The 14261-nt window shown below is 37.3% G+C and carries 13 protein-coding genes and 3 pseudogenes; 11 read left to right on the top strand and 5 right to left on the bottom strand.

What is annotated here, in order from left to right; genetic code table 11:
- Positions 1-168 precede the first annotated feature (168 nt).
- The 3 genes and pseudogenes from IPI65_14565 (at position 169) to IPI65_14575 (ending at position 2602) form a co-directional block, all read left to right on the top strand.
- On the top strand, positions 169-861 hold the full coding sequence (locus IPI65_14565; GenBank protein MBK7442698.1) for a MotA/TolQ/ExbB proton channel family protein: 693 nt from the start codon (positions 169-171) through the stop codon (positions 859-861).
- Positions 861-1266, top strand: a pseudogene (locus tag IPI65_14570) (biopolymer transporter ExbD). Before IPI65_14565 ends, IPI65_14570 begins: the two are co-directional and overlap by 1 nt.
- 67 nt (positions 1267-1333) lie before the next feature.
- Positions 1334-2602, top strand: coding sequence for a replication-associated recombination protein A (locus tag IPI65_14575; protein MBK7442699.1), 1269 nt, complete (start codon positions 1334-1336; stop codon positions 2600-2602).
- Between the two features lie 552 nt (positions 2603-3154).
- Here the strand turns inward: IPI65_14575 and IPI65_14580 are convergent.
- Complete coding sequence (locus IPI65_14580; GenBank protein MBK7442700.1) at positions 3155-4462, bottom strand: T9SS type A sorting domain-containing protein; 1308 nt, start codon at positions 4460-4462, stop codon at positions 3155-3157.
- Between the two features lie 340 nt (positions 4463-4802).
- Here IPI65_14580 and IPI65_14585 point away from each other — a divergent pair.
- The 5 genes and pseudogenes from IPI65_14585 (at position 4803) to IPI65_14605 (ending at position 8483) form a co-directional block, all read left to right on the top strand.
- A pseudogene (locus tag IPI65_14585) lies at positions 4803-5086 on the top strand (co-chaperone GroES).
- A 66-nt stretch (positions 5087-5152) separates the two neighbouring features.
- Entirely contained in the window at positions 5153-6787 is a 1635-nt protein-coding gene (groL, locus tag IPI65_14590; GenBank protein MBK7442701.1) for a chaperonin GroEL, read from the top strand.
- Between the two features lie 106 nt (positions 6788-6893).
- Positions 6894-7121: a hypothetical protein gene (locus tag IPI65_14595; protein MBK7442702.1), complete on the top strand. Its 228-nt coding sequence runs from the start codon at positions 6894-6896 to the stop codon at positions 7119-7121.
- An 11-nt stretch (positions 7122-7132) separates the two neighbouring features.
- Entirely contained in the window at positions 7133-8239 is a 1107-nt protein-coding gene (locus IPI65_14600; GenBank protein ID MBK7442703.1) for a delta-60 repeat domain-containing protein, read from the top strand.
- Between the two features lie 34 nt (positions 8240-8273).
- Positions 8274-8483, top strand: coding sequence for a T9SS type A sorting domain-containing protein (locus IPI65_14605; protein ID MBK7442704.1), 210 nt, complete (start codon positions 8274-8276; stop codon positions 8481-8483).
- A gap of 237 nt (positions 8484-8720) precedes the next feature.
- Here the strand turns inward: IPI65_14605 and IPI65_14610 are convergent, their stop codons facing one another.
- The 3 genes from IPI65_14610 to IPI65_14620 are packed head-to-tail and all read right to left on the bottom strand — an operon-like array spanning position 8721 to position 11307.
- Complete coding sequence (locus IPI65_14610) at positions 8721-9458, bottom strand: response regulator (protein ID MBK7442705.1); 738 nt, start codon at positions 9456-9458, stop codon at positions 8721-8723.
- Entirely contained in the window at positions 9455-10498 is a 1044-nt protein-coding gene (locus IPI65_14615; protein ID MBK7442706.1) for a histidine kinase, read from the bottom strand. The genes IPI65_14610 and IPI65_14615 overlap by 4 nt, the downstream gene beginning before the upstream one ends.
- An 8-nt stretch (positions 10499-10506) precedes the next feature.
- Positions 10507-11307: a hypothetical protein gene (locus IPI65_14620; GenBank protein MBK7442707.1), complete on the bottom strand. Its 801-nt coding sequence runs from the start codon at positions 11305-11307 to the stop codon at positions 10507-10509.
- A 156-nt stretch (positions 11308-11463) separates the two neighbouring features.
- Between IPI65_14620 and IPI65_14625 the strand changes: the two genes are divergently transcribed.
- The 3 genes from IPI65_14625 to IPI65_14635 are packed head-to-tail and all read left to right on the top strand — an operon-like array spanning position 11464 to position 13110.
- Positions 11464-11964 carry a DUF192 domain-containing protein gene (locus IPI65_14625; protein ID MBK7442708.1) on the top strand — a complete coding sequence of 167 codons (501 nt, stop codon included), beginning with the start codon at positions 11464-11466 and terminating at the stop codon, positions 11962-11964.
- A gap of 58 nt (positions 11965-12022) precedes the next feature.
- Complete coding sequence (locus IPI65_14630) at positions 12023-12496, top strand: TlpA family protein disulfide reductase (protein MBK7442709.1); 474 nt, start codon at positions 12023-12025, stop codon at positions 12494-12496.
- An 11-nt stretch (positions 12497-12507) separates the two neighbouring features.
- Positions 12508-13110, top strand: coding sequence for a thioredoxin family protein (locus IPI65_14635; protein MBK7442710.1), 603 nt, complete (start codon positions 12508-12510; stop codon positions 13108-13110).
- Positions 13111-13166: 56 nt separating this feature from the next.
- Here the strand turns inward: IPI65_14635 and IPI65_14640 are convergent.
- Positions 13167-14209 (bottom strand): annotated as a pseudogene (locus tag IPI65_14640) (NAD(P)-dependent glycerol-3-phosphate dehydrogenase).
- Positions 14210-14261 lie beyond the last annotated feature (52 nt).

The following is a 14261-nucleotide window of genomic DNA, read 5'->3' on the forward strand; positions in this document are numbered from 1 at the left end:
TTTTCTGCTCAACATCCTGCTGAATGGATGTTATGAATAATATTATAGACAGTTGCGAAAAAGAATAGGGATTACTTATTGATAGATTACTACCTACTGAGCAGTATTGTTCTAATTTTGTTTTAGGACTTTTCTGATTTTTTATTTAAAATTTAACACGATCATTTTATGATAGGATTTTTGTTGCAAATTACAGCTCCGGTTACAACTACACCTGCTACAACAGTACCTGAAGTAGCAGACCAGAAATTATATGTTTTCGACCTTTTATTAAAAGGCGGACCTATTATGATTCCAATTGCTATTTTATTGGCAATTACAATTTATTTATGGGTTTATAAGGCAATAAAAATTAGTCAGGCCGCTAAAATCGATGAACGTATGATTCCTGCCATTAAAGACCATTTAACCAGTGGTAATATTCAATCGGCAGAAGCTTATTTACGCAATGTAAACACCGCTCAGGGACGCGTTGTTGATTCAGGTATTTCAACACTCGGACGTTCAATGCGCGAAATTGAATCTAACCTCGAAACCGCTTCCAATATTGAAATTATGGAAATGGAGAAACACCTCGGTTATATGGGTATTATCGCCGGTATTGCACCAATGTTGGGTTTCATCGGAACCATCGCAGGGGTTATTAAAATCTTTTATAATATTTCGGTTTCAAACGATATTTCTATCAGCATCATTTCTTCAGGTTTATATGAAAAAATGATTACCAGTGGTTCCGGTTTGTTAACGGGAATTATTGCTTATGGCGGTTACCATTTATTAAATATGAAAATTGACCGCACAGCACTCAAATTGCAAAAAAATGCATTTGAATTTATTCGTATCATCAATAAACCGGAATAATGAAAATAGGAAGAAAACGACATTTTGAAGCGGAAGTGTTTTCAGCATCCATGAACGATATCATGTTCTTTTTGATGCTGTTTTTCCTGATTATTTCGACATTAGCAAATCCGAATGTAATCAGAATTATGCTCCCACAAAGTAGATACTGCCGAAACAACGTATAATAAACAGGAAGTTTCATTGACTGTAACTGCCGATAAACAATATAGTATAAATGATGAAGCAGTGCCTTTCGATCAGTTGGAATCTGCTTTAGTTACTGCTACGGCATCTTCTACCGATAAATTAGTTTTATTACGTGCTGATGCTACACTTACCATTCAGGATTTAGTGGATGTATTAGAAATTGGTGCAAAAAATGATTTGCACATGGTAATGAACACCGAAAAAGGCGGCAAATAATTTATTATTACTGCATTTAATGCAATTGCCATTTAATTTATTCTAAATAGCATGTACCTTTGTGTAAATGCTTTTCGATACCTTACCATTAGCTGAACGCCTTCGTCCCCGTAACCTGGACGAATATATTGGTCAACAACATTTGGTTGGTGAAGGGCAGGTTTTACGCCGCATGATTACTACCGGCAAGCTGGTTTCCATGATTTTTTGGGGACCACCCGGCATCGGTAAAACTACACTCGCTAATATCATTGCCAATGCGGCCAACTTGCCATTTTTTTCACTCAGCGCTGTTGCTTCCGGTGTTAAAGATGTGAAAGAAGTAATAGAAAAAGCGAAAAATTCCGGCAAAATTGTTTTGTTTATCGATGAAATTCATCGCTTTAATAAAGCACAACAAGATTCATTATTAGGTGCCGTTGAAAAAGGACTCATTATATTAATTGGTGCCACTACCGAAAATCCTTCCTTCGAAGTAATTAATGCATTATTGTCGCGCTGTCAGGTTTATGTGTTGCAGGAATTTACCAAAGAAGATTTAGAGCAATTAATTGAACGCGCAATATCTAAAGATGTAATTCTTTCCAAACGAAAAATTATCGTCAAAGAAAAAGAAGCATTAATAAAATTAAGTGGGGGAGATGCACGCAAATTATTAAATCTCCTCGAATTAGTTGAAGAAACAATTCCCGAAGATCCGATTGAAATTACCGATGCCCTGATGACAAATCTGGCGCATAAAAAAACGGCCTCTTACGATAAAAATGGCGAACAACATTACGATATCATTTCTGCATTTATAAAAAGTATGCGCGGTAGCGATCCCAATGCAGCAATGTATTATTTAGTGCGTATGATTGAAGGGGGAGAAGACCCGAAATTTATTGCACGGCGTATGTTAATTCTCGCAAGTGAAGACATCGGCAATGCCAATCCCAATGCGCTTTTGCTGGCAACCAGTTGTTTTCAGGCCGTCACCATGTTGGGTTATCCTGAATGTAGTATTCCGTTGTCGCAAACCGTAATTTATTTAGCTACTTCTCCAAAAAGTAATGCCTCGTATGTTGCTCTACAAAACACCTATGAACTCGTCCGCAACACCGGCGATTTACCCGTGCCACTCGCCATCCGCAACGCCCCGACAAAATTGATGAAACAACTTAATTACGGAAAAGATTATCAGTATGCACACAACAGTCCCGGCAATTTCGCCGACATGGAATTTTTACCCGAAGAAATAAAAGGAAAAAAAGTTTACGAACCCGGCAACAACACCAAAGAAAATGAAATGCGAAAATTCTTACGCGATCGTTGGAAGGAAAAATATGGGTATTAATGATGTTAGCGCTAAAAATATTATTTCAATAAAAAATTAATCTCCAAAAAAACTGACTGCAAAAATTAGCATTAAAACCATCATAAAAAATTGTATTAATTGGAGCATCACCATCCCCCACACCATCAAAATCGTTGCCGGCTTTTCGCTACAACAAGCAGCTACTTCCAATTTCACTCAAAACCGGCTGTTCCATTGGTACATCGGTACATTAACACATTAGCACATTAGCTTGTTTTCGCTTCAATCCGGGCTAGGATAAACCGTATCCTATCTAAAAATATGTAACCCCTAAAGGGGTTAGATCTGCGTAAACTAGTCATGTTGTTATAGTTAGGTAAACTCTGATTAATCAAGTAAGTAAACCTAACACTGTCAGGTGTAGGTAGCAGTTGTGCTTACAACAGGTAATTTTCAACATCGTTGAAAATTACCTGTTGATGTTGTCGTGGAGTCTCCCGACTCCAGACGCCACACCGGTCTCCGACCGAAACGATAAATTTGAATAGAATGAAACAGGTAAATTATTAGCATCAAACCCTAAAATTAAAATCAATGCTGCACCACCAACTCATTAATCATTTTCGAAGCACCCGTATTTATCTCCACAAAATAAATTCCATCATCACAATGTAATTGCAGTGGAATGGTTTGAGCAGTATAATTTGAGAATGTTTGATGTTCAATAATTTTTCCTAATGCATCAAAAATAGTTATTTCGAAATCGGAATTAATTACTTCCGATAATTTAATTACAACAGTATTTGTTGCAGGATTCGGAAATAATAAAAAGGTATTTGGTTCGGCGATTATAATTCTTCCTTTGCGTAAGGTGTCAATCGGACAAGCGGACCACAATGGACCATCCTGATGCCAGATTTTGGCGACAGCATCTGTTGTAAAAAAATCTTTTAGCATTTGTGCTTCAATGCCTAAAGCATCTGTGGAGTCTTGTAAATGAAATCCGCCACCTGTTTCATCATCACGATATTGGTCGCAGGTCCATGATAAACCGTCATAAATACGCGGATTTTTTCCATCTGCCCAAAAATTTGGCCCCCAGCTAATCCAGGCTGCATTGGGTGAAGCACCTTTGTATTTTAATGCAGGGTCACCCATAATTTGATGTGCAATTATTTCTTTAATTACAATATTTCCCCAGTAACCATGTGGCTCAACAAAGGCATCATAGCGGAAATGATTCGGGTCCATATAACCCATGTAATGTACACCACTTAAATACACTTGTTTTAAATTTGGGAAGGTATCTTTTAATACCTGCATCAACGTAACATATTTGTTAAATACACTACTGTAATAAGTATTAAAATCAGCCGAGGTGTCTTCAAAACTTTGTTGCAGCAACCAAATTGCTTGCACCTGCTCATAACTGTCACCACGATCTTCCATTTTGCCGCGTACACTTTCCCAGTAACTGTTATCTTCAAAATCAATCATTTGGTCCAAATCTTTTCCCCCAAAAAACATCCCTTTAACATCAAGGCAATTATTCATGCCTTCGAAGTCGTAAATTTTAATGGAATCGATATATGCATTAAACGCATTTGAAGCAAGCGATGCACCCATTCCCAGAAAAATAATTCGTCCGTTATCGTAATCAATATTGCCTAAAGAATCGAGTGGTTTTATCGATTCGTTGGAGAATTTAACTCCTCGTTTGCGATGGTATAGCGGAATGTTATTTGTGCCACCCGGAAATAATCCCCCCTGATGTCCTGCATAATAACCTGTTCCTAAATCTACTAATGGAATAAGACCTGTAGAATCATTGTCACATTGAGGTTGTGCAAATAGGGTTAACCCTGCCATGCAGAGCATAACAATTAAAAGTGTGCGCATAGGTTGTGTGTGTTTGTTTTTCTTGGTTGTCTGAAAAGGATAAAAAAAAGTTGCTTGTAATGCAATATTACTGTTTAACTTTTCATTAAACAGCCTCAGTTTTCAACTTTTCTTACTTTTTATACTAACGGCCTCATTAGCAGGAATTTCGGTTGGTTTGGGTATTGACAAAATGTCGTATTTACCGAAATGGCAGTTTATTGGGCTTCTTAAGCCTTTAAAATGCCCTAAACTGCCAAAATAACCCTTTAATTACGCCAAAATTTCGGTTTAAGGGCTGAGGCACAGTTTATGACAGGGGCGGTTGACAAATCATCATAAACGATTAAACAGATTTTATATGGCAAAAAGTAAATTGACTATTCAACCCCTTGCTGATCGCGTATTAGTGCAGGCAGCAACTCCCGAAACTGTTACCAAAGGCGGAATTATTATTCCCGACACAGCTAAAGAAAAACCACAAAAAGGAACTGTAGTAGCAGCAGGCCCCGGCAAAAAGATGAACCGGTTACCGTTAAAGTTGGTGATACTGTATTATACGGTAAATATGCAGGAACTGAAATCACTGTTGATGGTCAGGAATACCTCATCATGCGTGAGTCTGACATATTCGCAATCATTTAATAACACACAACTCACTTCTAATCGAAGTAATCACTTAATCAACAATAAATATTAAAAAATCATATTATGGCAAAAATTATAAAATTTGATGTAGAAGCACGCGAAAAATTAAAAGCGGGTGTAGATGCATTAGCGAATGCAGTTAAAGTAACGCTTGGACCAAAAGGTCGTAACGTAGTTATTGAAAAAAAATACGGTGCACCTAATGTTACTAAAGATGGTGTATCTGTTGCAAAAGAAATTGAATTGGAAGACCCAATCGAAAACATGGGTGCCCAAATGGTGAAAGAAGTAGCAAGCAAAACCAGCGACGTTGCAGGTGATGGAACTACAACTGCTACTGTATTAGCACAAGCTATTGTTACTGCAGGTTTAAAAAATGTTGCTGCAGGTGCAAATCCTATGGATTTAAAACGTGGTATCGACAAAGCTGTTGAAGCGGTTGTAATTGAATTAAAAAAACAAGCTCAACAAGTTGGTAACGACAATAAAAAAATTGAACAGGTTGCAGCAATTTCAGCGAACAACGATGCTGAAATCGGTAAATTAATTGCTACTGCAATGCAAAAAGTTTCTAAAGATGGTGTTATTACTGTAGAAGAGGCAAAAGGTACTGATACTTACAGTGATGTAGTTGAAGGTATGCAATTCGACAGAGGTTATTTATCTGCATATTTCATTACCAATGGTGATGATATGGAGGCAGAAATGGAACGTCCTTACATCCTGATTTACGATAAAAAAATCAGCACGATGAAAGACCTGTTACCTATTTTAGAAAAAGTAGCGCAACAAGGTGCTCAATTATTAATTATTGCTGAAGATGTTGACAGCGAAGCGCTTACTACTTTAGTAGTAAATAAATTACGCGGAACCATTAAAGTATGTGCTGTTAAAGCTCCTGGTTTTGGCGACAGAAGAAAAGAAATGTTACAAGACATCGCTATTCTTACCGGTGGAACAATGATTAGCGAAGAGCAAGGTAAAATGTTAGAAAGTGTTGAATTAGGTGACCTTGGTCGTGCTGAAAAAGTTACTGTAGACAAAGACAATACAACTATTGTTGGCGGAAAAGGTAAAAAAGATGATATTAAAATTCGTGTAAACACAATTAAATCGCAAATAGAAACTACAACTTCTGATTACGATCGTGAAAAATTACAGGAACGTTTAGCAAAATTAAGTGGTGGTGTTGCGGTATTATATATCGGTGCTGCTACTGAAGTTGCCATGAAAGAGAAAAAAGATCGTGTTGACGATGCTTTACACGCTACACGCGCTGCAGTTGCAGAAGGTATTGTTGCAGGTGGTGGTGTTGCTTATATCCGTGCAATTGATGTATTGGAAAAATTGAAAGTGGCTAACGAAGATGAAAAAATCGGCGTTGATATTATCAAACGTGCATTAGAAGCACCAATCAGAACTATCGTTGCCAATGCCGGTATTGAAGGTTCAATTGTTGTTCAAAAAGTACGCGAAGGCAAAGCTGATTTCGGATTTAATGCAAGAACAGAAAAATATGAAAATCTGTTAAAAGCAGGTGTTATCGATCCGGTTAAAGTTACACGTGTTGCTCTTGAAAATGCGGCTTCAATCGCAGGTTTATTATTAACCACTGAGTGCACAATTGTAGACAAACCAGAGAAAAAAGACATGCCAATGGGCGGCGGAATGCCGGGTGGTATGGATGGTATGATGTAATCATATCATTTAATCTGATACAGAAAGAAGTGAAATATAAAATCCCTGTTGCTGCGGTAACAGGGATTTTTTTGTATATTAGTCGTTCATTAAACTTTGAAACGATATGCGCTGTTTTCTCCTCCTGCTAATATCGGTTTTAGGGCAACAAATCATTGCTCAAACCTATTGCCGTTCGTTTGGTGATACCGGAACCGAATATTCCGGAAAAAGTATCCAGACTTCTGATGACGGCTTTTTAATTACCGGAAATTCCAATTCCTGGTCCGGCGATTTTTTTGATTTTATATCGTTAAAACTGACTCTGCTGCAAACCAAATTTGGAGCACTGTAGTCTACACCGAAATGGAAGATGTTGCCAAAGCTGCTGTTGAATTAAATGATGGCTCGTTTTTAATTGCAGGCAGCACTTACACCGAAGTTGGTGGTTATGATGTGGCATTAGTGCAATTAAATGCTGCAGGCGAATTAATTACTGCAAAATTTATTGGCGATGTAACTAATAATATCGGCAATCAGTTAATTAAAACAATTGATGGTGGTTTTGTTGTGGTTGGTTATACCGATACGGTTGGTGCCGCACTTATTACCTATCAACCCATGATTATTAAATTAAATGCTGCACTGGAAGTGGAATGGAGTCGCCGTTTTACAGTTTGTGGAACCTGCAGTGGTGAAGCTGTTGATGTTGTGCAATTACAAGATGGAAACCTGATTGTGACCGGTTATATCCATACCGGATTTCCCGTTACCACAGGCGATATGTTCGTCGCGAAATTTACACCCACAGGCACTTTGAGCTGGTTCAACAAATCAGGTAAAACCGACAAATTTGAATCAGGACGCAGTATTGTTGCCGTTAATAGTGATAAGTTTATTATTGCCGGTTCATCTTATGATGATAATTATGATATTTATTTAAGTGAAGTGGATGGAGACGGAAATACGATATGGCAAAAAATAATTAATTCAGGCACTGCAGAAACGGCGGCACAAATTATTCGCACCAACGACAATCAGTTTGCAATAGCAGGCTCAAGAAATTCAGCAAACGACGATTATTATCTGATTAAACTCGATACAGCGATGCAAATCGTTTTTTCAGCATTTGCCGGTGACTTTGAAATTGAAAATGCAAGCGGATTGCTTCAAACCAATACAAATAACTTCTTGCTGACCGGTCATGGTGTTCCTGAAGGTGAATTGTTCGATGAAATTTTTGTGCTTCAATTCGACAGTGCTGGTAATAATTGCAGCAAAAATGATTCAGGTGGAACGGTTGAACCCTATGAAGGCACTTTTTCGCTGGCCGGTTTTGCAATGCCTGTTACATTTACTACCGATACCGGAGCAATCTGGTTTACCGGAGCCGGCTTCAATACCATTTGCGCTGATACGGCAACCGAAGACACGTCAACCATTAGTTTAGAGAAAATTAAAACCCTTGGCTAATTGCAGCCTGTATCCCAATCCTGCAGACGCTTCCGTGGAAATCAAAAATGCAAACGCCGGACTATTCACAACAGGAATATCAATGTTCAACAGCAACGGTCAATTGGTGTATGAAACAGTAATTCCAAAAGGCCAAACCACTTGTTCTATAAACGTTTCCGGGCTGCCTGAGGGTTTGTATCTGGTCAATATGTTTAATGGTAACACGTATAAAGTGTTTCAATTGGTAGTCACTCACCCGTAAACAGGTGTATTTAATGTGATTAACATTTTTAATCCGGTGTAATCAGATAGTATAAAATTTATTATAATTGCATTATAAAATTTAACTACCATGGCAAAAGGAAAAAATGCAGTAAAAGAAACTAAAAAGAAACCTGAAAAAACCAAAAAGGAAAAAAAGGCTGAAAAAATAGCCAAAAAAAATTCTAAATCTTAAAGCAAATAAAAACCGGTAATCTTTCGATGCCGGTTTTTATTTTTATACCCCTAAAACAGACTTTAATTTGCTGTATCCGCTTTTACTCACCTGCACTTTTGCTCCGGTGGTTAATATTGCTACGTGCGAATCTTTTTCATACACTTCCAAGCGGTTAATTAATTGCACATTTACAATAAAACTGCGGTGACAACGCACATAAATATTTTTATCTAAAGCATTTTCAAAAAAGGTCATGGTTTTGTGTTTCATATATCGGCCTTCAGATGTATGTATAAACACATAATCTTCCGCAGCTTCAATATAAATGATATCACTGAACGGAATAATTTTTATTTTATTATTTAATTTTATTACAACACGTTGTGGTTGTTGTTCTTGTTCTGCAATGGTTTCCAGTAGGGCAGGAGTATTGCTGCTGCGCGGCGGTTGCAGGGCTTTCCAGCGACTTACAGCTTTGTCGAAACGTTCTTTGTTAAAAGGTTTTAGGAGATAATCAATTGCGTGAATTTCAAATGCTTTTAATGCATACTCATCAAATGCTGTAGTGAAAATTACCAAAGGCATTTTATCCAGTAATTCCAACATTTCAAAACCATTTATTTTTGGCATCTGAATGTCGAAAAAAATTAAATCGGGCTCAAATTGTGTTATTGCTTTTACACCTTCAAATCCATCTCCACACTCTGCTACCACTTCAATATCATTGTATTGTGTAATATACTCTCTCACAATACTTCTTGCCAATGGCTCATCATCAATAATAATTACTTTTATCATAAATTGGGTTGTGGTATTTTAATTGTTGTAATAAATTGATTCTCTGTTTGAGCAGTTTGTAATAAATCGTTTCTTGAAAATAATAAATATAACCTGCGCTGCACAGAACTTAATCCGAATCCCGTCCCTTTTTTAGGGGGAGATGATGTTATATCGTAAGGGTTACTGACTGCTATGTGCAGGTAATTTTCCTCATATTTTGCAACTATGCTGATGGTTACCTCTTCCAATGTATCATACAAACCAAATTTGATGGCATTTTCTAAAATGGGTTGCAATAATAAGGATGGAATTTTTTTAGCACTACAAATTTCATCACAAATAATTTCAGTCGCTAAACGGTGACCAAAACGCACTTTTTCAATTTCGAGATATAAATTGACATGATGTAGTTCTTCTTTTAAGGAAACTAACTGTGCATCATCTTTTTTAATAGTGCCGCGTAAGAAATCCGATAATTGCTGAATCATTTTCCGCGCTTCTTCCGGGCGACTGCCGGCTAATGCACTAATGGAGTTTAAACTGTTAAATAAAAAGTGGGGTTGTAACTGACTTCTTAAATTATATAATTCTGCTTCCTTCGAAAGTTGTTCAGCCTCAAACCTGCGCTGTGTATTGTTTTTCTGCTCTTCTACACCTTTCACCAACATACTGATCATATTAATTATAGCAGAAAAAAGAAATGCAACGCCAATTCTAACCGGTACCGATTTATTTAAAAATGCGTAGTAATCTAAATCGCTAAATCGATACAATCCAATTATAAAATTGCTTAAAAAAGTTACTCCGGTTGCAACTATAACACCAACTAGAATGATGTAAGCTGATTTATCTTTTTTGGGCTGATAAAATTGTGTAATAAATAAATGCGCCACACAAAAATCGGCAAGAATAAAATTAAAGGTTAAACTATCGGCAATTGCTATTTTAATATCGTAACCAAGCCAATAAATAAAGCAGGCATGAAAAGCCGACCATACGAATAAACTCAGTAAGGCCGGACGAATATATTTACTGCTGAAAATCGGATTGGTGGCCACAGAAATAATTAATAGCTTTTAATTTCAATACCGCCGAATATAGAAGTTCCTCTTAACAGCACAACTTTTTTAGGGTCAGTAACCACATTGGCTGTCGGGCGATTATCTTCAGTTCCGCCAAATATAGAAACCAGTTCCGATTTAAGATCCCAGTGTGGTGGCATGATGAGTGTACATCCCCCAAAAATTTGTGTTAAATCTAAAATCACTTTCCCTTCAAAATCGGCTCCCATCAAATTTAATTCTGTGCCGCCAAAAATACTTACGGCTTCTCCGCCTTTAAATTGTTTAGTGGTAACTTTTTTCTGCACGCCGCCAAACACTGAAACAATATCTACATAATCGTCAGACATTGCATTTTCGCTTGCAAATCCTTTTTCAACGGTGTTGCGATGGTAATCATATTTGCCTTGAAATTTATTCCGCGGTCTTCTAGGTCGGAATGTTCTTGGTCCGGCCAAAAAATATAATCCCAAAATAATTAATATCGCCGGTCCAAAATAAAAATGTAAATTAATATCAGGGAAAAAATCATCCATCAAAAAATAAGCACCGATTGCAATACATGCAAGCCAGCTAAATCCGGTGAAACGACTTTTTTCACCAATATAAATACCTGCAATAATGAGTATAAATTCCCAACTGAATAATGGAAACGGAATATCATAATCTGTAGACCTGTCTACCAAAAATAAAACACCTGCCGCCAGCAGCGCCAAACCGGTCAGGTAAAACCTGCGTTGCTCCAATGGTCTTCTTTCCTCTTGCTTTACTTCATTCGGCTTATTCGGATCTTCTATTATTGTCATTTGTTTAATTTTTAACAAAAGTATACTGCTTTATACCTGCTACAATGCTAAAAGTTGCGATTAGCGCCGTTTTTTCGGTAAACAGCACCTAAATGCCGATGAATACAGCCCAAACCATATCATAATTCTCAATATCTTTGCCCTTATTATCATTTTATGAAAAAATTCATCCTTCCTGCTTTTGTCATGTTGATTATAACCGGTTTTGTATCCTGTAAAGACGAGCCGAAAACGCCACCGCGTCCCGCAACCCTTACCGACGGACAGCCAAAATTTGTGAAAGAAGGTGAACTGGATTTCCTGAAACCTGACGGCAGCAAAATTGTACATATCAATATTGAAGTTGCTGATGATGAAAGTCAGCGCATGCAGGGTTTGATGAATCGCTCCTTTATGAGTAATGATCAGGGTATGTTATTCATTTTTGATGTAGAAGAACCACAAGGGTTTTGGATGAAAAATACCATTATCCCACTCGATATTATTTATGTGAATGCCAAAAAAGAAATTGTATCGATAGCTGAAGATACACAGCCATTTTCGGAACAATCGCTGCCATCAAAAGGTCCTGCAATTTATGTAGTTGAAGTTAATGGTGGATTTTGTGCCCAATATGGTATTACTGCAGGTTATAAAATTGATTTTTCCCGCAATTAATTATTGTTAAGAAAACGTTTGCACACCATTTTAGCCGTATTTTAGCTGAATGAAATGGATGTGTACACTGATAATTTGTTTTTGGTTGACCAATAGCCAGGCGCAATCGGTTGAATACAAAACATTTGCAGCAGTGGATAGTTTTTTGGATAACAGAAATGATACCCTCTACATTGTAAATTTCTGGGCAACCTGGTGTAAACCATGTATTGAAGAATTGCCTTTATTTGATTCTGTTACCGCTCAAAATAAAAATGCACCCATAAAAGTGATTTTAATTTCACTGGATGCACAAATACGCTGGGAAGATAATCTTGTGCCATTTCTGAATAATCACGCAATACAGAGCACCGTATGGGCAATTTATAAGGAAAGGCCGACCGATTGGATAGATTTAGTGGATACGAGATGGCAGGGAACAATTCCGGCAACGTTGATGTTTAACAATGCCAGACAAATTAATTATTTCCATGAAACAACTTTTACCGAAGCAACTTTAAACGAAAAAATAAAAACATTAACTCACCAATAAAATTTATAACTATGTTATCCATATTAGCGCCTGCATTAGCAGCTTTATTATCACTCACCACACCTGCTCCAACCGGTTATGCTGTTGGCGATGAAGTGAAAAACTTTACATTAAATAATATCGATGGTAAATCGGTTTCATTAAGCGATTATGCATCAAAAGAAGGTGTAATTGTTGTGTTTACCTGCAACCATTGTCCTTATGCAAAAGCATACGAATCGCGGGTTATGGATTTAGATAAAAACTTTGCTGCTAAAGGATATCCGGTATTGGCAATTAATCCGAATGATCCTGTAAGCGTGCCTGATGATTCCCCGGAAAATATGAAAAAACGTTCAACAGAAATGGGTTATACCTTCCCGTATTTATTTGATGCTACACAACAGGTTGCCAAAGATTTTGGTGCCAGCAGAACACCACATGTATTTCTGTTAAAAAATACCAATGGCAAATTTACTGTTGAATATATTGGTGCAATTGATGATAATACCGATGAACCCGCAGCTGTAAAAACAAAATATGTGGAAGATGCAATCGGTTCATTAAAAAAAGGTGAAAAACCGGCAGTTAATTTTACGAAAGCAATCGGTTGTACTATTAAATGGAAAAGCTAAAATAATTTGAAATAATTGGAAGTTGGAATGAAGTAAAATTTATTCCAACTTTTTTTTTATATAAATTCAACATCCATACTCATACGGTATTTCATCAGGTATTCGATACCGGCATGCACATTTAATTCATCAAAAATGCCTTGAGCAAGTGTTTTTATAATCGGGCAATTTACTTTGTAATAATTTGCAAGTCCGTTTGCAATACGAATGGTGTTAATACCTTCTGCAACTTCTTCCATCGAATTTTTAATATCGCTGATGGTTTCACCTTTTGCGAGTCGATAACCAACTGAATAGTTGCGACTGTTAGGAGAGGAGCAGGTTGCAATAATATCACCGATGCCTGCCAAACCTAAAAACGATTTAACATCTGCCCCTAATGCTTCACTCAGTTTTATAATTTCTGCCCAGCCTTTGTGATGAGCAGGGCACGTGCGTTTTCACCTAAATTTAATCCGCTGACAATACCACTGCCAATAGCGAGAATGTTTTTTAATACGCCGGCTAATTCAACACCAACAATATCATAACTGCCGTAAACCTGGAAGCGCGGACTTTTTAGCGCCATCTGACCTTCGTGAATTACTTCATCGAACCGACTGGCAATAACGGTAGCAGCTGGTAAACCCTGAGCAATTTCTTTTGCAAGATTCGGACCAGCCATACAGCCAACACGCACTACCACACTTTCCGCACGAATTAATTCGCTCATGGTGAGCACATTTTTTCCTGCAATTCGAGCGCGTTGTTTTAATTTTTCAAGTCCCTTTTTTTTGACTGCCAAACCTTTGGTGCCATGAATTAAAATATGATCCGGACGCAGAAAAGGCGCCATGGTTCGAATCATATCTTTAAACCCGTCGCTGGAAACAATGGGAAATATTAAATAACATTCGCGGGTTAATAATCCGATATCATTTGTGGGTGTGATATTTTCATGTAAAGGCTGATTAGAAGATTTTTTACTGCGGATTAATTCTTCCACATTTTCTAAGCGGCGTGAATACAAATACACATGATTATTTTCTGCCAATAAATTAGCAACGGCAGTACCAAAACTACCTGCACCAACTACGCCAACACTAATTTTTTTAGACATGTTTTTCTAATCCGTAACCTTCCAGTCGGTTATGATAAAATAGCAGCAATTT

The organism is Bacteroidota bacterium (genome assembly GCA_016706255.1).
Classification (GTDB): domain Bacteria; phylum Bacteroidota; class Bacteroidia; order Chitinophagales; family BACL12; genus UBA7236.